Source organism: Anaerosacchariphilus hominis (genome assembly GCF_014290175.1).
In the GTDB taxonomy this organism is placed as follows: Bacteria; Bacillota; Clostridia; order Lachnospirales; family Lachnospiraceae; genus Laedolimicola; species Laedolimicola hominis.
In genome coordinates this window covers 297224-319864 of the sequence record NZ_JACOOR010000002.1, presented here as the reverse complement: position 1 = coordinate 319864, position 22641 = coordinate 297224, and the positions used below count along the sequence as shown (strand labels likewise).

23 protein-coding genes, 3 tRNA genes and 1 other annotated feature are annotated in these 22641 nt (G+C 53.4%); of the genes, 1 reads left to right on the top strand and 25 read right to left on the bottom strand.

All coding sequences use genetic code 11. The features are described from left to right. Nucleotides 1-170: 170 nt before the first annotated feature. From H8S44_RS03970 to H8S44_RS03885, 18 genes are all read right to left on the bottom strand, one after another. A tRNA-Thr gene (locus tag H8S44_RS03970) sits at nucleotides 171-243 on the bottom strand. Nucleotides 244-390: 147 nt separating this feature from the next. Next, a complete protein-coding gene (locus H8S44_RS03965; RefSeq protein ID WP_186873147.1) occupies nucleotides 391-1569 on the bottom strand; it encodes a S1C family serine protease in 1179 nt (392 codons plus the stop codon). A 193-nt stretch (nucleotides 1570-1762) separates the two neighbouring features. After that, nucleotides 1763-3280, bottom strand: coding sequence for a serine hydrolase (locus H8S44_RS03960; RefSeq protein ID WP_186873148.1), 1518 nt, complete (start codon nucleotides 3278-3280; stop codon nucleotides 1763-1765). Nucleotides 3281-3329: 49 nt separating this feature from the next. Next, nucleotides 3330-3917 (bottom strand): sigma-70 family RNA polymerase sigma factor, encoded by a 588-nt coding sequence (locus tag H8S44_RS03955; protein WP_186873149.1) that lies wholly within the window; start codon nucleotides 3915-3917, stop codon nucleotides 3330-3332. Nucleotides 3918-3920: 3 nt separating this feature from the next. Further along, nucleotides 3921-4664, bottom strand: coding sequence for a 23S rRNA (guanosine(2251)-2'-O)-methyltransferase RlmB (rlmB, locus tag H8S44_RS03950; RefSeq protein WP_186873150.1), 744 nt, complete (start codon nucleotides 4662-4664; stop codon nucleotides 3921-3923). Between the two features lie 10 nt (nucleotides 4665-4674). Then, nucleotides 4675-5106, bottom strand: coding sequence for a Mini-ribonuclease 3 (locus H8S44_RS03945; protein WP_186873151.1), 432 nt, complete (start codon nucleotides 5104-5106; stop codon nucleotides 4675-4677). Next, on the bottom strand, nucleotides 5091-6497 hold the full coding sequence (gene cysS, locus H8S44_RS03940; protein ID WP_186873152.1) for a cysteine--tRNA ligase: 1407 nt from the start codon (nucleotides 6495-6497) through the stop codon (nucleotides 5091-5093). Before cysS ends, H8S44_RS03945 begins: the two co-directional genes overlap by 16 nt. After that, the gene (gene epsC, locus H8S44_RS03935) at nucleotides 6484-7209 is read right to left on the bottom strand and encodes a serine O-acetyltransferase EpsC (protein ID WP_186873153.1); all 726 of its coding nucleotides are present in this window, start codon (nucleotides 7207-7209) and stop codon (nucleotides 6484-6486) included. The genes cysS and epsC overlap by 14 nt, the downstream gene beginning before the upstream one ends. Nucleotides 7210-7254: 45 nt before the next feature. Next, nucleotides 7255-7499, bottom strand: a binding site (T-box leader). A 97-nt stretch (nucleotides 7500-7596) separates the two neighbouring features. Continuing rightward, nucleotides 7597-8451 carry a GNAT family N-acetyltransferase gene (locus H8S44_RS03930; RefSeq protein WP_186873154.1) on the bottom strand — a complete coding sequence of 285 codons (855 nt, stop codon included), beginning with the start codon at nucleotides 8449-8451 and terminating at the stop codon, nucleotides 7597-7599. 51 nt (nucleotides 8452-8502) lie between these two features. Continuing rightward, the gene (gene ispF / locus H8S44_RS03925) at nucleotides 8503-9042 is read right to left on the bottom strand and encodes a 2-C-methyl-D-erythritol 2,4-cyclodiphosphate synthase (protein ID WP_186873155.1); all 540 of its coding nucleotides are present in this window, start codon (nucleotides 9040-9042) and stop codon (nucleotides 8503-8505) included. Nucleotides 9043-9076: 34 nt separating this feature from the next. Further along, on the bottom strand, nucleotides 9077-9565 hold the full coding sequence (locus H8S44_RS03920; RefSeq protein WP_186873156.1) for a DNA-deoxyinosine glycosylase: 489 nt from the start codon (nucleotides 9563-9565) through the stop codon (nucleotides 9077-9079). Nucleotides 9566-9727: 162 nt separating this feature from the next. Further along, nucleotides 9728-9801: transfer RNA gene (locus H8S44_RS03915), tRNA-Met, on the bottom strand. A gap of 5 nt (nucleotides 9802-9806) precedes the next feature. Next, nucleotides 9807-9879, bottom strand: a tRNA-Val gene (locus H8S44_RS03910). Between the two features lie 108 nt (nucleotides 9880-9987). Beyond that, nucleotides 9988-10827 carry an NAD(+) diphosphatase gene (gene nudC / locus H8S44_RS03905; RefSeq protein ID WP_186873157.1) on the bottom strand — a complete coding sequence of 280 codons (840 nt, stop codon included), beginning with the start codon at nucleotides 10825-10827 and terminating at the stop codon, nucleotides 9988-9990. A 126-nt stretch (nucleotides 10828-10953) separates the two neighbouring features. After that, nucleotides 10954-11367 (bottom strand): VOC family protein, encoded by a 414-nt coding sequence (locus tag H8S44_RS03900; RefSeq protein WP_186873158.1) that lies wholly within the window; start codon nucleotides 11365-11367, stop codon nucleotides 10954-10956. A gap of 3 nt (nucleotides 11368-11370) precedes the next feature. Further along, nucleotides 11371-13278, bottom strand: coding sequence for a threonine--tRNA ligase (gene thrS / locus H8S44_RS03895; protein WP_186873159.1), 1908 nt, complete (start codon nucleotides 13276-13278; stop codon nucleotides 11371-11373). A 506-nt stretch (nucleotides 13279-13784) separates the two neighbouring features. Continuing rightward, nucleotides 13785-14543 (bottom strand): YdcF family protein, encoded by a 759-nt coding sequence (locus H8S44_RS03890; RefSeq protein ID WP_186873160.1) that lies wholly within the window; start codon nucleotides 14541-14543, stop codon nucleotides 13785-13787. Nucleotides 14544-14551: 8 nt separating this feature from the next. Continuing rightward, nucleotides 14552-15058, bottom strand: coding sequence for an SEC-C metal-binding domain-containing protein (locus H8S44_RS03885; RefSeq protein WP_186873161.1), 507 nt, complete (start codon nucleotides 15056-15058; stop codon nucleotides 14552-14554). A 355-nt stretch (nucleotides 15059-15413) separates the two neighbouring features. Between H8S44_RS03885 and H8S44_RS03880 the strand changes: the two genes are divergently transcribed. Beyond that, entirely contained in the window at nucleotides 15414-15614 is a 201-nt protein-coding gene (locus H8S44_RS03880) for a hypothetical protein (RefSeq protein WP_186873162.1), read from the top strand. Nucleotides 15615-15663: 49 nt separating this feature from the next. Here H8S44_RS03880 and H8S44_RS03875 read toward each other — a convergent pair whose 3' ends face one another. The 7 genes from H8S44_RS03875 to H8S44_RS03845 all read right to left on the bottom strand — a co-directional run bounded on the left by H8S44_RS03875 (nucleotide 15664) and on the right by H8S44_RS03845 (nucleotide 22563). Continuing rightward, nucleotides 15664-16260 carry an HAD family hydrolase gene (locus H8S44_RS03875; RefSeq protein WP_186873163.1) on the bottom strand — a complete coding sequence of 199 codons (597 nt, stop codon included), beginning with the start codon at nucleotides 16258-16260 and terminating at the stop codon, nucleotides 15664-15666. A gap of 9 nt (nucleotides 16261-16269) precedes the next feature. Then, a complete protein-coding gene (locus H8S44_RS03870) occupies nucleotides 16270-17553 on the bottom strand; it encodes an adenylosuccinate synthase (RefSeq protein ID WP_186873164.1) in 1284 nt (427 codons plus the stop codon). 160 nt (nucleotides 17554-17713) lie between these two features. Then, on the bottom strand, nucleotides 17714-18421 hold the full coding sequence (locus H8S44_RS03865) for an ABC transporter ATP-binding protein (protein WP_186873398.1): 708 nt from the start codon (nucleotides 18419-18421) through the stop codon (nucleotides 17714-17716). A gap of 1 nt (nucleotide 18422) precedes the next feature. Beyond that, the gene (locus H8S44_RS03860) at nucleotides 18423-19274 is read right to left on the bottom strand and encodes an ABC transporter ATP-binding protein (RefSeq protein WP_186873165.1); all 852 of its coding nucleotides are present in this window, start codon (nucleotides 19272-19274) and stop codon (nucleotides 18423-18425) included. After that, entirely contained in the window at nucleotides 19271-20356 is a 1086-nt protein-coding gene (locus tag H8S44_RS03855; protein ID WP_186873166.1) for a branched-chain amino acid ABC transporter permease, read from the bottom strand. The genes H8S44_RS03860 and H8S44_RS03855 overlap by 4 nt, the downstream gene beginning before the upstream one ends. A 15-nt stretch (nucleotides 20357-20371) precedes the next feature. Beyond that, nucleotides 20372-21256 (bottom strand): branched-chain amino acid ABC transporter permease, encoded by an 885-nt coding sequence (locus H8S44_RS03850; RefSeq protein WP_186873167.1) that lies wholly within the window; start codon nucleotides 21254-21256, stop codon nucleotides 20372-20374. Between the two features lie 95 nt (nucleotides 21257-21351). Next, nucleotides 21352-22563, bottom strand: coding sequence for an ABC transporter substrate-binding protein (locus H8S44_RS03845; RefSeq protein ID WP_186873168.1), 1212 nt, complete (start codon nucleotides 22561-22563; stop codon nucleotides 21352-21354). Between the last annotated feature and the right edge of the window lie 78 nt (nucleotides 22564-22641).

Here is a 22641-nt window from a genome sequence, read left to right as displayed (position 1 = left end):
TCGCGCCGAGGCGCGGTTGCCTCGGCAACCATCTGCCACTGCGCCGAGTGCGCATCCCCCCGGAGGATTTTTTGCTCTATAGGAAGCATGACTTTCGTGCTTTAATGTAACACGGTATTTCCTATAGAGCAAAAAAGTCTGCACACAAGGTACAGACTTTTTTCAACCAGAGCTGCTGACGGGAATCGGACCCGTGACCTCCGCACTACCAATGCGACGCTCTACCGACTGAGCCACAGCAGCAACTTTTATGTCTTGCGCAACGCGCTAGATTATAGTATCACCTGTTTCGGGAAATGTCAAGCATATTTCAAAAAAATTTTTAAAATTTTTCCGTAATACAAAACCCGGGGCATTAAACTGCCCCGGGCCAATATTTCGTCTATCTCTTTATCTGGTTCCTAGTGTCACGTCTGCCGTCTGCTCCGTATACTGGCCGCTCTCGGAGGTGCTGTAGGTGACGCTCACCTGCTCGCCATTCTTATAATAGGACAGCTGCTCTTTCAGCTCCGACAGAGTGGATACGCTGGTTCCGTCAAACCGGGTGATGATATCCCCCTTCTTCAGGCCTGCCTTCTCCGCTGCAGATCCGCTCTCCACAGATGTGATATAGACGCCCTTCGGCATATCGTAGGCACTGGCCACATCAGCGGTTACATCCTGGCCTGTGATACCCAGATAGCCCTGCTCCGTCTCGGCCACCTTATCGGTCCGTACCTGACGGTTCATCAGGTTCTCGATGATCTCCACCACGTCGTCCACAGGAATGGCATAGCCCATTCCCTCCACGGTAGTATCGGAATACTTGGCGGAATTGATGCCCACCAGCTGGCCGGACATGTTCAGAAGAGCTCCGCCGCTGTTGCCCGGGTTAATGGCTGCATCAGTCTGAATCAGGGTATTGGTGACGCCCTCGATGGTCACGTCCCGGTTCAGGGCGCTAACAATACCGGTGGTCACGGACTGTCCGTAGCCCAGGGCGTTACCGATGGCTACCACCTGTTCGCCCACCTGCAGATCCGAGGACTTGCCGAGTTCGATAACCTTGATGGCAGAAAGGGTGTCCTCCGACAGGTCGCTGAGCTTTACAGCGATGACGGCAATGTCGTGATCCGCGTCGGTTCCTTTGATGGCGGCCTCTGCCACGCTCTCGTCAATAAAGCCCACACTCAGTTCCCGGGCTCCGCTGACCACGTGGTTATTGGTAACCATCAGAAGCTCTGTGTCGGTCTTGCCGATGATGATGCCGGAACCGCTGCTCTCACTCTCATAGGCCTGAGTCTGGCCGAACATGCTCTGCATCTCCTGGACGCCCTTATTGGTGATGGCCACCAGGGAGGGCATGGCCGCCTGGGCGATTCCCGCTACGCTGGTGTCCTCTGCGCTCTCGCTGTCCGACGTACTGCTGACCGCGCTGGCCATATTTAATGTGGTCTGGGCCGCCGTACTTTCCGCGCCTGCCTCTGTCTTACTGTACAGGTAATTACTTCCCTGATACGCGGTGCTGGCGATGACGCCGAACGCCACTGCCACCGCTGTGAATTTTGCTGCTTTCTTTAATTGTCTCATATTTATGACCTCCTTATTTCAGGTAATGTTCTTTTCCTTACTGACAAGATCATTATAGGAGACAACTGTGATACAATTGTGGTACTTTTATGTAAAAAATGTGGTGTTCCTGTGTCTTTTCTGTGTCCCAGATCCGAAACAGCCCGGAAGCGTTTCCTACGCCTCCGGGCTGCGTCACACAGTCTCTATTCCGTTATTCTTCCGTCGGCGTATCCTCTCCGCCATCTCCGGACACTCCTGTGGCATAGTCAAAAAGCGTCTTCGCGTCCGTATACCGGCCAGGCTCCTTATCGTCCAGCAGCACGGCAAGCCAGGTTTTTCCGTCCTTTTCTACCGCAGCCACCAGGCACTTCATGTCCTTGAAGCTTCCTGTCTTCATGCCGACAGCTCCTTCGTAATAATACTCTCCTGAAGCTTGAATCAGCTCGTTGGTATTCTTATAAGTCAAATCCAGATTGTCGAAAAGGGCACGATAGGACTTGGCGCCGCAGAACTTCATGATGGTTTCATCCCGGAGACAGGCCCTGGCGATCCGGATCAGATCCCGGGCACAGCTGTACTGATTATCCGCCTGATCTCCGTCCGGCGTAGTAAAGTTGGAATTCTCCAGATTCAGCTCCGTACCCAGATCCTTCATAGCTCCCACAAAGGCCTCCACCGCGTCCGCCACGGGAGACTCCTCATTGCCCAGAATCTTCCGCCCCGTGTGGACGGCCAGGGCATAGGCCGCGTCGTTGCCGGAGGGTACCAGCATGGCTCCCAGGAAAGTCTCCACGGTTCCGGTGGTTCCCACCTTCAGGCTGGCCGTAGAGGCCCGGCCGCTGACCAGATTGATCTCTTCCCCCGCAGTCAGTTTTTCATCGATACTGCAATAATGAAGCACCGTCAGGGCCGTCATCAGCTTCGTGGTGCTGGCGGGCTTTTCCGCATCAGTTCCCGCCTTTTCATAGAGAATCAGATCGTCATCCACCGAAAACAGGATGGCTGCTCCTGCCTCCAGGGACAGCTCCGGCATGGACTCCGCTGTCTGAAGCTGCCTGGCTGCCTCTTCCGCCAGACGCTCTTCCTCTGCTTTCTTTGCGGCTTCAGCAGCTGCCTGCTCCGCCGCTGCCTTTTCTGCTGCCTCCTGCTCCTGTCTGGCTTTTTCTTCTTTCACCTGCATCACATGCTGTACGCCGCCCTGCACCGCGCCCGTCACCGCCAATAAAAGAAGCAGCACCAGAAGCTCCTGCCGGATCAGCCCCGGCAGCCGACGCTTTTTCCGTGCCCGGACGACGCCCATCCGCTCTGCGCCCCGGACCAGCGCGCAGAACAAGGCGTAGAGTACAAAGCCCAGAAAGGCTCCCGGAAGGGCCAGGGCCACAAGACCCGGCCGGAAGGCTTCCTTCCTCAGAATCAGCCGCAGCAGTTCCCAGAACAGAGCTGTCGCGCCTCCCAGCAATACCGTTCTTACCGGATTACGCTCCTGCCGGAATAAGAAGGGCATCAGGAATCCGGGAATCGCATAGGCCAGCCCCCACAGGGCGGATCCTTCCGCAGATCCCAGAAGCAGAATCCAGAGTGTCAGGAGCAGTTCGCCCAGCTCATGAATCACCGGAACCCGAACCCTGCTGTTTTTGCAGAATACCCGGAACACACCCCGGAATATCACATAGACCAACAATCCCGGAAGAAGCCCCGCTCCCGCGTTTTTCAGAAACTCCGTCACCATATCCCCTCCTTTTCCTTTGTATGTTCTGGCCGTTCTCCTATCCCCGGTCCTACCGGGCCAGAAACTTCTTCAGCTTCCGCCGGATCCGCTGCAGGGCATTATCCACGGATTTGGGACTTTTCCCCATGCGCTCTGCAATGCGGATGTAGTTATCCCCATTCAGATAAGCCTGAAGGATGCTTTTCTCCATGGGACTCAAAAGCGCTTCCATCCGCTCCTGCAGCCCCTCCGCGGATTCCCGGTCGATGAGCAGATCCTCGGGGCTCTTCCCCTGCGGACTGTCCTCCTGGGCGTCCAGCTGCTCATTCAGCTCCACATAGGTGTTCAGGGGCGTATGTTTCTGCCGGGCCGCAGCCTGAATGGCCTTATACAGCTGACGGGAGATACACAGCTTCGCGAAGGTTCCGAAAGGTACTTCCTTTTCCGGCTGATAGTCCCGGATGGCCTTAAACAGCCCCAGCATGCCCTCCTGAATCAGGTCGTCGCTGTCCCCGCCTATGAGATAGAGGGTCCGGGCTTCCTTACGCACCTGACCCTTGTAGCGTTCAATCAGAATATCCATACAGTCGCGATTTCCCTTCCGGATCTCTTCCATCAGGGTCTCATCGGACCTTGCTTCCTGTTTCCGATTTTCCATCCGTTATTTTTTCATCCTCTGCCGTACGATCTCGTAAGCCAGCACGCCTGTCGCCACGGAGGCGTTCAGGGAATCGATATTTCCTTTCATGGGAACAGAGGCGATGAAATCACAGGACTCCCGTACCAGACGGCTGACGCCCTCTCCCTCATTTCCGATAACCAGACCGATGGGGCCGGTCAGATTCAGGTCATACATGGTCTCGCCGCCCATATCGGCACAGACAAACCAAAGTCCCTGCTCCTTCAGCTCTTTGATGGTGTTGGTCAGGTTTGTAACCTTCGCCACAGGTGTGTAATTGATAGCTCCGGCTGAGGCTCTTGCCACCACTGCGGTCAGGCCTGCTGCCCGGCGCTTGGGAATAATCACCCCGTGGGCCCCCGCCAGGTTCGCCGTACGGATGATAGCTCCCAGGTTATGGGGATCCTCGATATCATCCAGCAGAATCAGGAAGGGATCCTCCCCCTTCTCCCGGGCAGCCGCCAGCATTTCGTCCACCGTACTGTAATCGTAGGCCGCAGCCTGGGCAATGACGCCCTGGTGATGGCCGGTGGAGGACATCTGATCCAGACGCTCCCTGGTCACGAAGTTCACAATGGTATCGTGCTTTCTGGCCTCCCGCTTAATGGTATTGATGCTGCCGTCCTGACATCCGTCCTGTACGAACAGCTTGTCGATGGTCTTGCCGGAGCGAAAGGCCTCCAGTACCGCGTTTCTTCCTTCTATGGTCAATTCTTCGTAATTCATGCTTTCTCCTCTAATCTTCTTCTAATCCCTTTTTCGCAAGCTCCAGAATCCGCTCCGTGCGTCCCGTCAGATACAGATAGCCCATCAGCGCCTCGAAGCCTGTGGCCCGGCGGTAATCGGACATGGTGGCATGCTTGGCCATGGTGGCGGAGTTGGCATTGCGGCCCCGCTTGAAGACCTGCATTTCCTCCTCGGTCAGCTCCTCCTTGATGCGCTCCAGAGAAGCGGACTGGGCTCCTGCGTTTACCAGGGTACTGGCTTCCTTATGAAGCCGGTTGGCCTGGGCATTGCCCCGTCCCACCAGAAGGGAGCGGATCACCACCTCATAGACCGCGTCGCCGATATAGGCCAGCACCAGCGGAGAGTAGGTCCGCACGTCCACGTCGGGAAGCGCCCAGTTTTCTTTGATGCCTGCCATCAGATCTATTATGCTCTTTTCCATTTTACGCCCTCACGGGTATCCTCCAGAATGATACCCTTATTCAGAAGCTCTGCACGGATCTCGTCGGCCCGGGCAAAATTCTTCTCTTTTCTCGCCTGCTGACGCTCCGCGATGAGAGTCTCGATATCCGCGTCCAGAAGCTCCTCTTTCTTGTCTACCACCAGGCCCAGGATGTCGCAGAGGGTCTTCAGGCGGTTCAGACAGTTCTGCAGGTAGCTCTTGCTGTTCTCGGCACTTGTATGGGTATTCAGGTATTTTACCAGCTCGAAAATGGCGGCAATGGCATCTGCGGTGTTGAAGTCGTCGTCCATGGCTTCCTCAAACTTCTTTACATACTCCTCGGTAGCGTCGAAATGGGCTGTCTCGCTCTCGTTCATGCCCTCGTCCTTCGCATTGTCGATCAGATGCTTCAGGTTCTCTGCCGCGGTCACGATACGCTCCAGACTGGTCTTGGCGGACTGCATCAGGTCTGCGCTGAAGTTCAGCGGGCTTCTGTAATGAGCGCTCAGCATGAAGAAACGGAGCACCTGCGGATCGTATTTCTCAGTAATCTCTCTTACGGTAAAGAAGTTTCCCAGGGACTTGGACATCTTACGATTATCGATGTTCAGGAAGGCATTGTGCAGCCAGTAGTGGGCGAACTCTTTGCCGTTGCAGGCCTCGCTCTGGGCGATCTCATTTTCGTGGTGCGGGAAAATCAGATCCTCGCCGCCTGCGTGGATATCAATCTGCTCACCCAGATACTTCTTGGACATGACGGAGCACTCGATATGCCAGCCCGGACGTCCCTCGCCCCAGGGTGACTCCCAGGCGGGCTCGCCCTCCTTCCTGGGCTTCCAGAGCACAAAATCCAGCGGATCCTCTTTCTCATTTTCACCGGACACCAGAAGGGAACGGTTGCCGCTTCTTAAATCGTCCAGGTTCTTGTGGGACAGCTTGCCGTAGGGGCCGAACTTCCTGGTACGGAAGTATACGGTTCCGTTGACCGCGTAAGCGTATCCTTTGTCAATCAGAGTCTGAATCATATCGATCATGCCCGGAATCTCCTGGGTGGCCATGGGATGGGTGGTGGCCGGTTTTACATTCATGTCGGCCATATCCTTCTTGCATTCAGCGATATAGCGCTCGGATACCTCGCTGGCGGGTACGCCCTCCTCGTTTGCTTTTTTGATAATCTTGTCATCCACGTCGGTGAAATTGGATACATAATTCACCTCATAGCCCTTGTACTCCAGGTAACGACGCACGGTATCGAATACGATCATAGGACGGGCGTTGCCGATATGGATAAAGTTATATACCGTGGGACCGCACACATACATTTTTACCTTGCCCTCCTCCAGGGGGACGAACTCTTCCTTGCTCTTTGTCAGCGTATTATACAGCTTCATCTTTTTTCTCCTTCTTTTTCTCTACTTTATTTTGTTTCTTTTCAGCCTTTCTGGCTGCTTTCTGTCTCGCTTTTTCCTCAAGCTCATAGACCTGACGGTTCAGCTCCGCGTTTTCCTTACGCAGCGCGTCCAGCTCCTCCATGACCGGATCGGGAAGATTCACCTGATCCATGTCGCTTCTAGGTACTTTCACATTGTCCTGTTTGACGACGCGTCCGGGTACGCCCACCACGGTACAGTTGGGCGGCACCTCCTTCAGTACCACAGATCCGGCTCCAATCTTGGAATTCTCGCCAATGGTAAAGGAACCCAGGATCTTGGCTCCGGCGCTGACCATCACGTTGTCCTCCAAGGTAGGGTGACGCTTGCCCTTTTCCTTTCCGGTTCCGCCTAATGTGACGCCCTGGTAAAGGGTCACATTGTCGCCGATGATAGTGGTCTCGCCGATGATGACACCGGAACCGTGATCGATGAACAGGCCTTTTCCGATGGTGGCTCCGGGATGAATCTCGATCCCCGTCTTTCTCCTGGATCTCTGGGAGATCCAACGGGCCCAGAAATAATGTCCGTTTTTATATAGCTTATGGGCCACCCGGTAATTCAGAATCGCCCAGAAGCAGGGATACAAAAGTACCTCGGCCGAGGTCTTGATGGCCGGGTCCCGCTCCCGGATCACCTGGATTTCTTCATTGATATATTTTATAATTCCCATGCTGCTCCCCTTTAATAAAATTAAAACGGATCCTTCCATCCCCTGTGAAGAGACGAAAGAATCCGCGGTTCCACTCTTTTTAAAGGGCACCCGGCCCTTTCCCTTTTCCCGCGTAACGTGCGGACTTCCGTACCCGGCTGCAGACGTTCTTTTGAGACACGCTCCGCCTGTTCACCGAATCGGCTCCCGGATGCACTTCGTCCGTTCCTCCCGCGAAAGCTGCTTACAGCCGATGACAGCCTCTCTCTGGCGCTTTGGATGCGGATTACTTTTCCGTTCTCAGCCTTTTTCTCAGTTACTTCTCCTATAGAATATGCAAAAATACCCCGTTTGTCAAGTGCTTGGGGATAATTTCAGGAAATGTTCCTGTTTTTATCCAACCTGTTTCTACACCAGCTCGTTGATATAGACGCCGTCCACCACGCGCACCCTCTCCAGTTTCTGAAAAACGGGCTTTGTGATCCCGGAAAGCTCCTCCGCTCCCAACATGCCAAAAAGGAAGCTGCCCAGATCGGCGACGGAAACCGTGATCTCCGGCTCCCCGTCGGTTCGGTTGAGACTGCTGTCCTCCTCCGTGAAGCTCCAGCAGAATACGCCGTCATTTTCCGGCAGAATCGGGTCTGTAATGCGAAGCACCAGGCTCTGGGGCTCCTCTGCGCCGATGCGCTCTACAAACTTCGCGGCGTCCACCAGGCGCAGCATCATGGGCGTGGCCTCCCACTCGGGCCAGTCGATGTGACGTTTCCGGTATGATTCGTCCTTTTCTGGAAACAGATCATAGTCCTGGGCAAGCTCCTCAGTGGTCAGGGCCGCCAGACTCTCCTCGTCGTCATTTCCCATGAGACGAAAACCGAAGGGTGTATAGATGGCCTCGTCAGCGGGCATCAGGAAGGTAAAGGGACGTCCCTCTGCGCACATGTCCTCCAATGCCTTTGTGAGCAGCGCCCGCATGAGACCCTGATGGCGGTAAGTGACCTTCGTGGCCACCGCCACGATGTAGTCCGCCGGGATGGATGAGCCCCGGAAACGGAAGCTGTAGGGGTTCAGGTGCAGCATGGAGACGATGGAGCCGTCCTCCTCCGCCACCAGGATCTGATTGTCCTGCGCTTTGATTTCATAATAAAGCCCGGAAAATGCGTCCGCATCCTCCACAAACACTTCGTCATAAAGAGCCCGGGAACGTACCCGCTCCTCATCCTTCAGGTATCGAATTATCATTTGCTCCAGCCTGTGCTGTTCCATAGCATTCACCTCGTCTGTTTCCGAATACTGCTTTTTTCTTCCTTCACGCTCTTACTTCTGGCAGCCGCATCCCGGACAACCCTTCGGCATCTGCATTACGTCCTCATAAGCGTAATTTGCCACCGGAATCAGCGCGCAGATGGCCTGGGAAGAAATACCCTCGCCGGTGCCGGTAAAGCCGAGTCCCTCTTCCGTGGTGGCCTTGATATTCACCTGGCTCTCTTCGATCTGAAGGGCCTTTGCCACGTTGGCGCGCATCTGAGGAATATGAGGCGCCATCTTTGGGCGCTGGGCGATGATGGTAGCATCGATATTTCCCACCACGTAATTTTCTTCTTCCAGAAGCCTGCCCACATGCTCCAGGAGTTTTATGCTGGAGATGCCCTTATAGGCCGGATCTGTATCCGGGAAATGCTTACCGATATCACCCAGAGCCGCCGCGCCTAAAAGGGCGTCCATAATGGCATGGAGCAGCACGTCCGCGTCCGAGTGGCCTAAAAGTCCCTTCTCATAGGGAATCTCCACGCCGCCCAGGATCAGCTTCCGCTCCTCCACCAGTCTGTGTACGTCATATCCCATTCCTACCCGCATGTTCTACCTCTTTCTCCGGAAACCATTCCGGCTTTTATAAATAAGTATTTACTGTTTTCCACTGTTCCATGAGCTTTTCCAGGGAACAGGCCGCATTAGCCGGGCTGGTGGAGGGCAGCCGCACCGCTGTCCGGCCGGTCACCGGGAAAATATATTTCTTATAAAGCTTCTCCGCCGTGCCGCCATTCACATAGATCTGCCGGATATCCGCCGTCTCCAGAATGGGGCGGATGTCATTGGGAACCACATTTCGAATACTGCTGTCGCTGGAACCCTGGATCTCACAGCTGGCTATCACATCCCAGAGGGCGATACCATTGCGTAACAGGAAAGCCCGTTTCTCGGGAATACTCCCCGGCGTCTCCTCTCCCGTCACAGCCGCCAGCACCCGCCAGAAACGGTTCTGGGGATGGTTATAGAAGAAATGGCCTTCCCGGGATTTGACCGACGGAAAACTGCCCAGAATCAGAATCTTCGCGTGTGCATCATAAAGGGGTGGAATCTCATGCCGTACCTGTTCCATTCCTGTCCTCCTGCCTGTTCTCTTTTTAAAAGGATACGTTTTCTTTCTCAGACCATATTATAATACATCCATCGTCCCGAAACAATCTTTTCCTAAGGATATAAAACAGATATAAAAAACAAAAGACCCAAGAACAATTTCGTTCTTGGGTCTGAATCTTAGTAGCGAGGAAGGGATTTGAACCCCCGACACTGCGGGTATGAACCGCATGCTCTAGCCAACTGAGCTACCTCGCCATAAATGGGACCTATAGGGCTCGAACCTATGACCCTCTGCTTGTAAGGCAGATGCTCTCCCAGCTGAGCTAAGATCCCATTTTGTTCTCGGTTTTGACTTGCTGTCCCAACCGACTTGCTTATTATAACCTTACAGGTCGAAAAAAGTCAAGCACTTTTTTTACTTTTTTTCAAACTTTTTTTATTTTATACCAAACCCTTCTTGAACTGCCAGATCATTTCGCTGGTCAGACTGATGTTCAGAGGCTGAGCCGGCGCTTCCTCTCTGGTAAACCAGCCTGCGGTGGACAGCTCCTCCGTATCCAGAGTGATATCCTCATCATCCCCGTCCAGCTCCGCAAAGAAGCCCATGAGCAGAGTCTCGGAGAAGGACCAGGGCTGGCTCTTGTAATAGCGCAGATTCTTCACCTTCAGACCCACCTCTTCCATGACCTCACGTTTTACAGTCTCTTCCACCGTCTCACCGATCTCCGTAAATCCGGCGATCAGCGCGTAATGGGTGATGGTTCTTCCCGCGTATTTGGACATAAGGAGCTTGTCTTTATGGATCACGCCCACGATCACCGCCGGTGAAATCTTCGGATACTCCGTCTGTCCGCAGTCCGGGCAGCGCATCATCCGCTCTTTTCCGTCGTGAACCATGGGGCAGCCGCAGTGTCCGCAGAACTTATGGCAGTCGTACCAGTGCCACAGCTGATAGGCTGTGATGCCCGCAAAGGACAGCCACTGGGGTGCCGCGTCCCGGAAGTTCCGGGTGCTATCCAGGCGGAAACCCTTCCGCTCCGGAAGCGCCAGCTCCTTCGCCAGATAGAACCGGCAGCTGTCGATGGTAAACAGATAGATAACCGTATCGGAAAGCTTCTGCTTCACCTCCGGAAAATCCCGGAATCTTGGAAAATCAAACTGCTCTCCCTCCCAGGCGGCCAGAGTCCGGTTCGGCTCAAAGTATAAGAGATAGCTGTCCTCCTCCGGCTCCATGGGACTGTATTCGTTGTGATAAATGTGCGGTGCGATATCCTGTATCATAGGTCCTCTTCCTTACTGTTTCTCTGCGGCTTTTCCGTCTGTGCTGCAGGGAGTATTCCCCCGCCGCAGGAATTCCCCGTCCGGGTTACTTCGTCCGGGCGGGGAGTTGGTTTTCCTGTCAAATCCTTATAAAAACTGGTTAAACTCTACCTTCTCGTTATTCGGTCCCAGAATGGTAAACCATGCCACGCCGTTCTCAAAGAAGGGCAGAGACTGCACTTCGCTGTCCAGCATGGTACAGCCTGCCGCCTTCAGTTCTTCAAAGGCTGCGTGTACGTCCTTCACATTCAGGGCCACATGATCGATATGGCCGTCCTTTCTGCCTGCCACCTCTTTTACGGACTCCGGATCGTTCTGATACAGCTCGATGACCAGATCGCCCTTCTTCACAAAGGCCGCGTGGCAGTTTGCTTCCGGCATGTTCTTCTCCTCGATGAGCTCAAACCCCAGAAGCTCCCGATACCAGTCGATACTTTTCTGCAGATCTACGGCCGGAATGCCCAGATGCTGCAACCCCATTACATTTTCTTTGATAGTCATTGCTTACCTTCCTTTCGTTGAAATCTCCTTTAATACATCAGCCACGAAAGCATCCAGAGTCTTCGCTCCCTGATCGCCTGCCTCACGGCTTCTGACGGAAACGGTGCCCTCTTCCTCTTCCTTCTGGCCAACTACCAGCATATAAGGAATCTTTGCGGTCTGTGCCTCACGGATCTTGTATCCGATCTTCTCCGCGCGCTTATCAAGCTCTGTACGGATTCCTGCGTCATCCAGAGTCTTCCGGACCTTCTCTGCGTAATCCATGTATTTATCGGAAATCGGCAGTACACGTACCTGTACCGGAGCCAGCCAGGTGGGGAACGCGCCTGCGAAATGCTCAATCAGGATACCGATGAAACGCTCAATGGAACCGAATACCACGCGGTGAATCATGATGGGCCGATGCTTCTCGCCGTCTGCTCCCACATACTCCAGCTCGAATCGCTGGGGCAGCTGGAAGTCCAGCTGGATGGTTCCGCACTGCCAGGTACGGCCAATGCAGTCTACCAGATGGAAGTCGATCTTCGGCCCGTAGAACGCGCCGTCGCCCTCGTTTACCACATAGGGCATACCCAGCTCGTCCAGAGCGTCCCGAAGGCCTGCGGTAGCCATCTCCCAATCCTCGTCGCTTCCCATGGAATCCTCGGGACGGGTAGACAGCTCCACGTGATATTTGAATCCGAACATGGAATAGGTATCGTTGATCAGTGCCACTACGCCCTTAATCTCATCCTTGATCTGCTCCGGCGTCATGAAGATATGGGCATCATCCTGGGTGAAGCAGCGCACACGCATGAGACCGTGCAGCTGACCGGACTTCTCATGGCGGTGAACCAGACCCAGCTCGCCCACACGCAGGGGCAGGTCACGGTAGGAACGGGGCTCTGCCGCGTAAACCAGAACGCCGCCCGGGCAGTTCATCGGTTTGATCGCGTAATCCTCGCCGTCGATGACGGTGGTATACATGTTATTCTTATAGTGATCCCAGTGTCCGGAGGTCTCCCACAGGCTTCTGTTCAGGATAATCGGGGTAGATACCTCTACATAGCCTGCCTTCTTGTGGATCTCTCTCCAGTAATCAATCAGGGTATTCTTAAGCGTCATTCCCTTGGGCAGGAAGAAGGGGAAGCCCGGTCCTGCTTCGTGCATCATAAAGAGGCCCAGCTCCTTGCCCAGCTTTCTGTGGTCACGTTTCTTTGCTTCCTCCATCATGGTGATGTATGCTTCCAGCTCTTCCTTCTTCGGAAATGCGGTAGCGTAAAGACGGGTCAGCATCTTGTTGTGCTCGTCGCCTCTCCAATACGCGCCTGCCAGGCTCATGATCTTGAAAGCCTTACCTACGTCTTTGGTACTCTTAAGGTGCGGTCCTGCGCACAGGTCCACGAACTCACCCTGCTGGTAGAAGCTGATTTCCGCATCCTCAGGAAGGTCCTCGATGAGCTCTACCTTGTAGGGCTCGCCTTTCTCCTTCATGAATGCGATAGCCTCCTCCCGGGGCTTGGTGAAGCGGACGATCTCCAGATTGTCCTTGATGATCTTCTTCATCTCAGCTTCGATCTTATCAAAGTCATCGGAAGTCAGCGGGGTCTCAAAGTCCATATCATAGTAGAAACCGTCTGCCACAGAGGGTCCGATAGCCAGCTTTACCGTGGGGTACAGGCGCTTTACTGCCTGGGCCATCACATGGCTTGCGGTGTGACGCAGAACCGGCAGGGCCTTCTCGTCCTTCAGGGTCAGAATGTTCAGCTGGCAGTCCTGATCGATCACGGTTCTCAGATCTACGATCTCTCCGTCTACTTCTCCTGCCACGGTCATGCGCGCCAGTCCTTCGCTTAAGTCCTGGGCGATCTCATATACGGATTTGCTCTCTGCGTACTCCTTTACGGAGCCGTCTTTCAGTGTAATCTTCATCATTACTCTCCTTTTTCAATACCTTTTGCATGGAAACAGGCAGTGCGATCCTGCCCGAAGGGCTTTTATAAAAGAGGGAATTCCATAAGAAATTCCTGTTGTATAAAAAAGCCCCTGTCCGTCATCGCTGACAGACAGGGGCGACTGGATCTGGTACGATCGCTCTTTTTCGCGGTTCCACCCTGCTTTTTTCCGTTGGGGCGCGGCTTCCTGCAGCTTCTTACTGCTGCCGGGCATCCTGCGGATAAAATCTCATTGGACGATAACGGAGTCACCGGGCCGGATTAGGGCCGCTCAGAGCTGGTCTTCGATTCTGCTTTCTATGGGAAATGGTCTCAGCCTGTATCGGGAATTTCCCTACACAGCCATTCCTCTCTGCACATATTTCACAGACTACTGGTCTCTTCCATGCTTTTTCCTATCTTCAGTTCCGGCAGGGGCCTGATTCGACCTCTGCACCATAGGCTCATTATAGCATCCCGATACTTTTTGTCAACCCGGTTTTCTCAAAAAACCGCATTTCCCTTCAGCAGATCCTTCACCACCGCGAAGGCCTCCCGTGTCATGTAATTGAGCCGCATAAACCATTCTGTGGGAGCCGGAATTCCCTCCGCCGCAAGCCCCTGGGCCTTGGCGATATGAACGGCCCGGAAGATATGAAAATCATTGGACACGATTCCCACTTTCCCCGGCTCCTCTTCCATCAGCGCCATACTGTAGCGGATATTCTGCTCCGTATTCTCCGACCTGTTCTCCTGCAGGATCCTGTCCGCGGGAATCCCTTCTTCCAGAAGATAAGTCTCCATGGCCTGAGCCTCAGTAATATCTTCGCCGCCTCCCTGACCACCGGATACAATCAGGATCGTCTCCGGGTTCTCCCGGGCATAAGTCGCCGCCTGATCCAGCCGCTGCTTCAGGGCCCTGCTCACCTTGGTGCCCCGCACCTGGGCTCCCAGTACAATCACGTATTGTAACTTCGATTCCGGCTGTCCACTCATTCCGCTGATGACGCATCCCTCCGCCGCCGCAAACAGGAGGATTCCGCACAGCACCAGGAGCAGTCCTCCCCTTCGCAGCCCCGCCGGAATACGAAAGAAAGCCGCCTGCAGAGACGAAACTCTGCAGACGGCCGTAATCGTCAGACTGCACAGACCCGCTCCCATCCAGAACCAGACGAAAGCGGCGTGGATGCCGGCATAACATAGGATACCCAGCCCGTAGGCGATACAGAATATCCCCAGAATCAGAAAAATCTGACCTGCCATCTTTCCTTTTACGCGTTCTTTCCGCAGCACTTTTTGTACTTCTTTCCGCTTCCGCAGGGACAGGGATCGTTACGGCCGATCTTCGGTCCCTTTACGATGGTGCCGGACTTCTTCTGCTCCAGATACAGCTGATGCAGCTTCTCCTCAGAGAAGATCTCTTTCCACTGGGGCAGCTCATAGAGCCAGTCTGCCTTCGCGTCTACCATGTTCTTATACAGCTTCTCTTTGTCGAACTTCAGGGATACCACCGTATCCTCCTCCATCTCCTCGATGGGGTTCGGCTCTACCAGGCTGTCGTTGATACCATCCAGAAAACCGGTCATGGTCATCACGCTCTGACCATACTTGTCAGCCAGTTCCTTGACCGTACCCTTTACCTCGGTATCCGGATCAGACAGGAGCTGCTCATAGATATTCTTCTCGATATTGAAATAATTTGCCCAGAATCTCTGGATATCACCCTTATTTGCCTTCTCATCGTAGGCCATATCACGCCACTGTTTCAGTAATGCCATAATTTAATCTCCATCCTTTGCTTAAAACATTTCTATCTTCTAAATATAACAGGACAGATATTAAAAATCAAGCTGTAATTTGTGATATAGGCTATGTTCCGGCCCGAATCCATTCTTCCTTTTCCGGTCCGCAGACGAAATCACCCCGGGGCGTTCTCGTCGCACCGGAGTGATTTGCTAAAGGGGAGGATATAAGTAATTCGTTTCTCTTTTGTCTGATGTTAGTATATCCCCATCCCGCTCTTTTATACAAAGTATTTGCGCTTTTTTCTTTTTTGTGATAAATAAAGAGAAAGGGCTTCTGTAAGTCGGAAACCCGGAATTTACACAGAAAGGATTTTTTATAAACACTGCTATGAAAGACGGTAAACTCAAACGGATTCTGGCCCTCATGGGCGTAGTACTGCTGGTGGGCATGTATCTTCTGACCCTGATCTTCGCCTTTACCGACCCCACCGAGGGCAAAAACTGGCTGAAAGCCTCCATCGTATGTACGATCTTTATTCCGGTCTTTATCTACGCCTGTATCATGCTGGCCCGGTATCTGAAAAAATAAGTATCCGGACATAACAGGCCCTGCGCGATTAGTGTGCAGGGCCTTTGTTTTATAGCATTCTATTTAGTTCTTCCCGTGCCTGTTCATAGGACGTAAAGACGATTCCGTGTATCCCCCGGGCCTTTGCCGCCTCCACATTTTCCTTCCGGTCATCCAGGAAAACAGCCTGCTCCGGCACGATACCGTAGCGTTCCAGCAGTCTCCGGTAAATCTCCGGATCCGGCTTGCTGCAGTGCTCCCGATAGGAAAGCACATAGCCGTCCATGTCCTCCAGAAAGGTCAGACGATCCTTTCCCAGCTCATACACATGCTTCGGCCAGTTAGACAGGGCATAGACCTTCAGCCCCCGCTTCTTTAAGTTGCGGATCCAGTCCACACTGTAAGAAAAGGGCTCGAAGCAGCCGTCCAGTTTCTCATAAAGTCTCCGGATCTCCGGCTCATAATCCGGTGCAGCGGAGATAAAGTCCCAGATCTCCTCCGTCTCCGTCATCAGACCCTTGTCATGCTCCTCCCAGGCGGGATTCAAAAACACAGCCTGCTCCAGGATCCGGTAAGGAATCTCCTCGGGCACTTCTTCCCTGAGAAAGGCTCTCCAGCGGAAATCCACCAGCACATTTCCCAGATCAAAAATCACTGTATCTATCATACTACTTCCCTATTTATTGTGGAAAATGATATCGTCGCGTCCCGGTCCGTTGGAAACCATGGTGATCGGACACTCGATATGCTTCTCAACAAACTCAATATACTTACGGCAGTTCTCCGGCAGATCCTCGTACTTCTTGATACCGCGGATATCGCACTTCCAGCCCGGCAGCACCTCGTATACAGGCTTTGCCTTCTCCAGCAGATGGGTAGTCGGGAAATCTGTGGTTACCTTTCCGTCGATCTCATAACCTACGCACACCGGAATCTCATCCAGGTAACCCAGAACGTCCAGTACAGTAAAGGCTACGCCGGTAGCACCCTGGATACGGCAGCCGTACTTGGAAGCTACGCAGTCATACCAGCCCATTCTTCTGGGACGGCCTGTGGTTGCACCGAACTCTCCGCCGTCGCCGCCTCTGCGTCTCAGTTCGTCTGCCTCTTCTCCGAAGATCTCGCTGACGAACGCGCCTGCGCCTACCGCACTGGAGTATGCCTTGCTGACTACGACGATCTCCTTGATCTCATAAGGCGGAATACCTGCGCCGATGGCGCCGTAAGCTGCCAGTGTGGAGGAAGAAGTAACCATCGGGTAAATGCCGTGATCCGGATCCTTCATGGAACCAAGCTGACCCTCCAGAAGAATATTCTTGCCCTCATGGATAGCGTCCCACAGATACTTGGACACGTCGCACACGTAGGGCTCTACCATCTCCTTATACTCCATCAGCTCCTCATAGAGCTTGTCCTCATCCAGAGCCGGCTTATGATACAGGTTCTCCAGAAGTACATTCTTCTTTACGCAGACATTGGCGATCTTGTCACGCAGATAATCCTCATCTGCGAACAGCTCGCTGACCTGGAAACCGATCTTTGCGTATTTATCAGAATAGAAGGGCGCGATACCGGATTTGGTGGAACCGAAGGCCTTGCCTCCCAGACGCTCCTCCTCACACTGATCAAACAGGATATGATAAGACATCACAATCTGCGCGCGATCGGATACGAGAATCTTCGGAGCGGGTACTCCCTTCTCCACGATGCTCTGAATCTCGTTAAACAGAACCGGAATATTCAGTGCCACTCCATTTCCGATGATGCTGGTGGTGTGATTGTAAAATACACCGGACGGCAGACTGTGCAGCGCGAACTTTCCGTAATTGTTTACGATTGTGTGGCCTGCGTTTGCTCCGCCCTGAAAGCGGACGATGATATCAGACTCCTGGGCAAGCATATCTGTGATCTTACCCTTTCCCTCGTCACCCCAGTTGGCGCCTACGATTGCTTTTACCATAGCTTGTATCCCTCCATTAGGTTTAAATACTTGAAAACAAATAACGTCAGTGCAGAAAGACTCACTGCACCGACGTTTAGTATACCTTGTTTTTCTCAAAAAGTAAATGGATTTCTTCCTATAAATTATGATTATTTATAATTTGCGCTTATGAAATCTTTTATTTCTTTGCTTTTCCCAGATACGCCGCCTTCACTGCTTCATTTTCCAGAAGCTCCGCTCCGGTTCCGCTCAGGGTGATGCGGCCTGTCTCCATAACGTATCCTAAATTCGCCGCTTTCAAGGCCATGTTGGCGTTCTGCTCTACCAGAAGAATCGTTACGCCCTGCTTATTGATTTCACGGATGATATCAAAGACGCCCCGGACAACGATGGGCGCCAGTCCCAGGGAAGGCTCATCCATCATGATGATCTCCGGCCTGGACATGAGCGCCCGGCCGATGGCCAGCATCTGCTGCTCGCCTCCGGACAGGGTTCCGGCCAGCTGCCAGGAACGTTCCTTCAGCCGCGGGAACAGATCGTATACCCAGTTCAGATCCTCATCCAGGGAATCCTTACGCATATAAGCGCCGATTTTCAGGTTCTCTGCCACAGTCATGTCCGGGAATACCCGTCGTCCCTCGGGCACCAGGGTGATGCCTTTGGTCACGATCTGTTCCGTGGGTACGCCCCTCAGTTCCTCTCCCTTCAGGAGAATGCTGCCGCTCTCGGCTTTCACCAGTCCCACGATGGAACGAAGGGTGGAACTCTTTCCGGCTCCGTTGGCTCCGATGAGGGTCACTACCTCGCCCTTTGGCACATTGAAGCTGATGTCCTTCACTGCCTTGATTCCGCCGTAGGATACGTTCAAATCTTTGACTTCCAGAATATTACTCATCGTCCGCACCTCCCAGATAAGCTTCGATTACCTTCGGATTGTTCCGAATTTCCTCCGGCGTACCCTCCGCAATGGGTTTTCCGAAGTCCAGCACGTAAATGCGGTCGGAAATCTCCATAACCAGATCCATATGATGCTCGATCATGAACACGGTCAGATCAAATTTCTTTCGGATCTCATCGATGAATTCGGTCAGTTCCAGGGTCTCCTGGGGGTTCATGCCGGCTGCCGGCTCATCCAGAAGCAGAAGCTCCGGCTTCGTGGCCAGGGCACGGGCGATCTCCAGACGGCGCTGCTTACCATAAGGAAGGGATGTGGCCAGCTCGTTCCGCACGTCGGTCAGACCCACGATCTCCAGCAGGCGCTCGCTCTCCTCCCGCATTCTGGCCTCCTCCTTGCCGTTCAGGTGGAAGGTGGCCGTAAAAACATTGCTGGTGCGCAGCATGTGCTTGGCAATCAGGATATTATCAAACACGGTCTGGCTCTTAAACAAACGGATATTCTGGAAGGTTCTTGCGATGCCCAGGCAGGTAATCTTATCCGGTGTGGGTGCCAGCACACGATGGCTCTCATACATGGCTGGGTTTTCTCCCCGGTACAGCTTTTTCATCTTGCCCTGGGGATGGTTCTGGACGATCTTATTGCCCTTATAGTAAATAGCTCCATTGCTGGGAGCGTACACACCTGTGATCACATTGAAGGCTGTGGTCTTACCGGCTCCGTTAGGTCCGATGAGAGATACGATCTCCCCCTTGTTGATCTCCAGATTCATATTGTCCACGGCGATGACGCCGCCAAACTGCATGGTAATATTTTCCACTTTCAGAACGTTTTCCGTACTCATTTGGAAGCTCCTCCTTCCGTCACCTTTTCTTTCTTAAACTTCCTTCGGAAGAAATTCGCGATTCCTTCTATGGAAAATTCCTTTTCTCCCATGATACCCTTCCGGTAGAACAGTACCACGCACATGATGATGACCGCGAATACGACCTTACGGAAACCGGCCCGCAGAAGAGGCACGTGGAAGCTTCCGATATACAGATTGTCATTGTCCAGAAAACGGAGCCACCACTCAGAGCAGGCGATGAACAGGAAGGAACTGATACAGCTTCCTGTCACGGATCCGATACCGCCGATTACCACAATCAGCAGAATCTCATAGGTCATGGCCGACTTGAACATGGACGCCTGAATGGTAGTCTGGTACATAGCCAGCAATCCTCCGGAGATACCTGCAAAGAAAGAGCTGATGACAAAGGCCAGCCGCTTGTGATGGGCCAGATTGATACCCATGGCCTCCGCCGCGATCTCATCGTCGCGGATGGCCTTAAAGGCGCGGCCGTAGGTGGAATTGATCAGCATCACGATGATGGCGATACAGATTCCCGCCACGATAAAGGGATACAATACCGACTTAAAAGCCGGGAAATTCCGGAGCAGATTGGAACCGTTGGTCAGCGGGCCCAGCTTATCCCACTGGAACACCGCACGGATGATCTCGGCAAAACCTAAGGTGGCGATGGCCAGATAGTCGCTCTTCAGACGCAGTACCGGCAGACCGATGAGGTAAGCGAAGATAGCTGCCACGATACCGCCTGCGATAAGTGCCAGCGGAACCGGAATGGCGAACTGTACGATGCCTCCGTCAAAATACTGGTACACGCTTGCGCGGGATTCCACCGGAATGGTCAGAATGCCGTATGTATAAGCGCCCAGAAGCATAAACCCTGCCTGGCCCAGGGAAAACAGGCCGGTGAAGCCATTCAGCAGGTTCATGGACACTGCCACCAGCGCATAGATTGCGCCTTTTTTTAATACCGTAAATAACATGGAACCGGACGGAAATACCTGTTCCAGGATAAACAGAACCAGAAGCAGGCCCAGAATCAGGCCGACGTTCCAGATGATTTTTGTTTGCTTTTTCATGCTTGAACGCCTCCTTTATACCTTATCAATAACTTTTTCACCGAAGAGCCCCGTGGGCTTCGCGATGAGTACTACGATCAGCAGGGCAAAGGTGAACGCGTCCGAGAAGGTGGTCCAGCCCAGACCCTTGATGATGTTCTCGCAGATACCGATGATAAACGCTCCGATGACCGCGCCCGGAATAGATCCGATGCCGCCGAATACGGCCGCTACGAAAGCTTTCAGACCAGGCATGGCTCCTGCAGTGGGGGTTACACCGGTATAGTTGGTAAAGAACAGCATGCTTCCAATGGCAGCCAGGAAGCTTCCGATGATAAATGTCATACTGATGACGGAATTGATCTTGATACCCATGAGCTGGGAGGTCTCAAAGTCACGAGAGGCCGCGCGCATGGCCATACCGATCTTGGTGTACTTGATCAGGGCTACCAGCGCCAGCACCAGAATGATAGTCAGCACCGGTGTAATCACCGTCACCCGCTTGGTAGTGGCGCCGAATACGGTGATGGTGTCGCTGAGCCAGGGAATGGGCGGATACTGCTGGGACAGGCCGCCAGTCACATAGAGCGCCAGGTTCTGCAGCAGATAGGACACGCCGATGGCAGAAATCATGATAGACATACGGGGCGCGCTCCTCAGAGGCTTATATGCCACACGCTCCACCAGGAAACCCAGAAGCACCGTCAGTATAATCATCAGCGGAATCGCCACATAAATGGGCATCACCGTCATGGCATACACCATAATCAGACCTGCCACCATGAATATATCGCCGTGGGCGAAGTTAATCAGTCTCAAGATTCCGTAGACCATGGTGTAGCCGATGGCAATCAGGGCGTACTGCCCGCCTACGGAAATGCCTGCCATCAGGTAGGGCAGGTTCTGGTTGATCCATTCCATACAATAACCTCCAAAAATCAGGTTGAAAACATGGGGAATGGCGGAAGCGCGTTTTCATGCTCCCGCCATCCAGCCTTTCAGCCTTTTCTTTTAAATTATTTGCTTACGCTCTGCTCTGCCACGAACTCCCAGGCACCTGTCTCGGTGTTCGCCTGCTTGATGTAAGCAGTATCACGGTTTGCGTCGCCGGTCTCATTGAAAGTAATATGTCCGGTTACGCCGGTGTAGTCCACATTCCACAGAGCCTCGTTTACTGCTGCCGGGTCGGTGGATCCTGCTGCCTTCAAAGCCTCCAGTGCGGTGTAGTAAGCATCGTAGCCCATAACGGTCAGACCGGATACGGTATCGTCGCCGCCGTTATTTGCTTTTGCTGTGGAATCGCTGTTGATCCAGTCCTTAATGCCTGCATCGAACTCCGGATTTGCTCCCTCCTGATAGAAGGTGGTTACATAGATGTCCAGGTTCTTACCCTTTGCCGCGTTCAGGATTACGTTAGAATCCCAGGTATCAGTGGAGAGAATCGGAACCTCCAGTCCCTGTGCCGCTGCCTGCTCGATAATCAGGGCTGCCGCCTCGGTGGATGAGGGTGCGAACACCACCTCTGCGCCAGACTTCTTTGCAGTAGTAATATAAGAAGTGAAATCACTGTTTCCTTCCTGGAAGGTCTCTGCTACGACCTCTCCGCCCAGTGCCTCGAAGGCCTGTGTGAAGTAGTAGCCCAGTCCTGTGGAGTAATCGTCTCCCAGCTTTGTCAGGACATAAGCTTTCTTTGCGCCAAACTTCTCGCTGGCAAAGTTCGCATGTACGGTGCCCTGGAAGGGATCCAGGAAGCAGATACGGAAGTAATGGGTATTTCCCTCGGTAACCTGCGGGTTTGTACAGGTAACGCCGATGGCCGGGATGCCTGCCTCCTTGAATACATCAGAAGCCGCGATGGAAACGCCGGAGCCGTAGGAACCAAGTACTACGGATACCTTGTCACTCACCAGAGTAGCTGCTGCGGAGGGTCCCTTGTCATTGGAGGACTCATTATCTACGATATCAAGCTGTACTGTGTACTCAGTTCCACCGATCTCTACAGTGGGAGTCACATGATTCGCATACTGGATACCCAGGGTCTCCTGCTTTCCGCCTGCTCCGTTATCTCCGGACGCCGGCTCGTATACGCCGATTTTCACCACATTTCCGTCTGTAGCGGATGCGTCTGTGCTGGCAGAGCTGCTGTCAGAGCTTCCGCCTGAGCATCCTGTCAGCATGGTGCTGACCATGGCCGCTGCAAGTAATACTGATAATGCACGCTTTTTCATAACTTTTCTTCCTCCTCTTTCGCACGTCTCCCGTGAACATCACACTGGTTTTATGTTCGCCTCTCAAAGACATTTGTG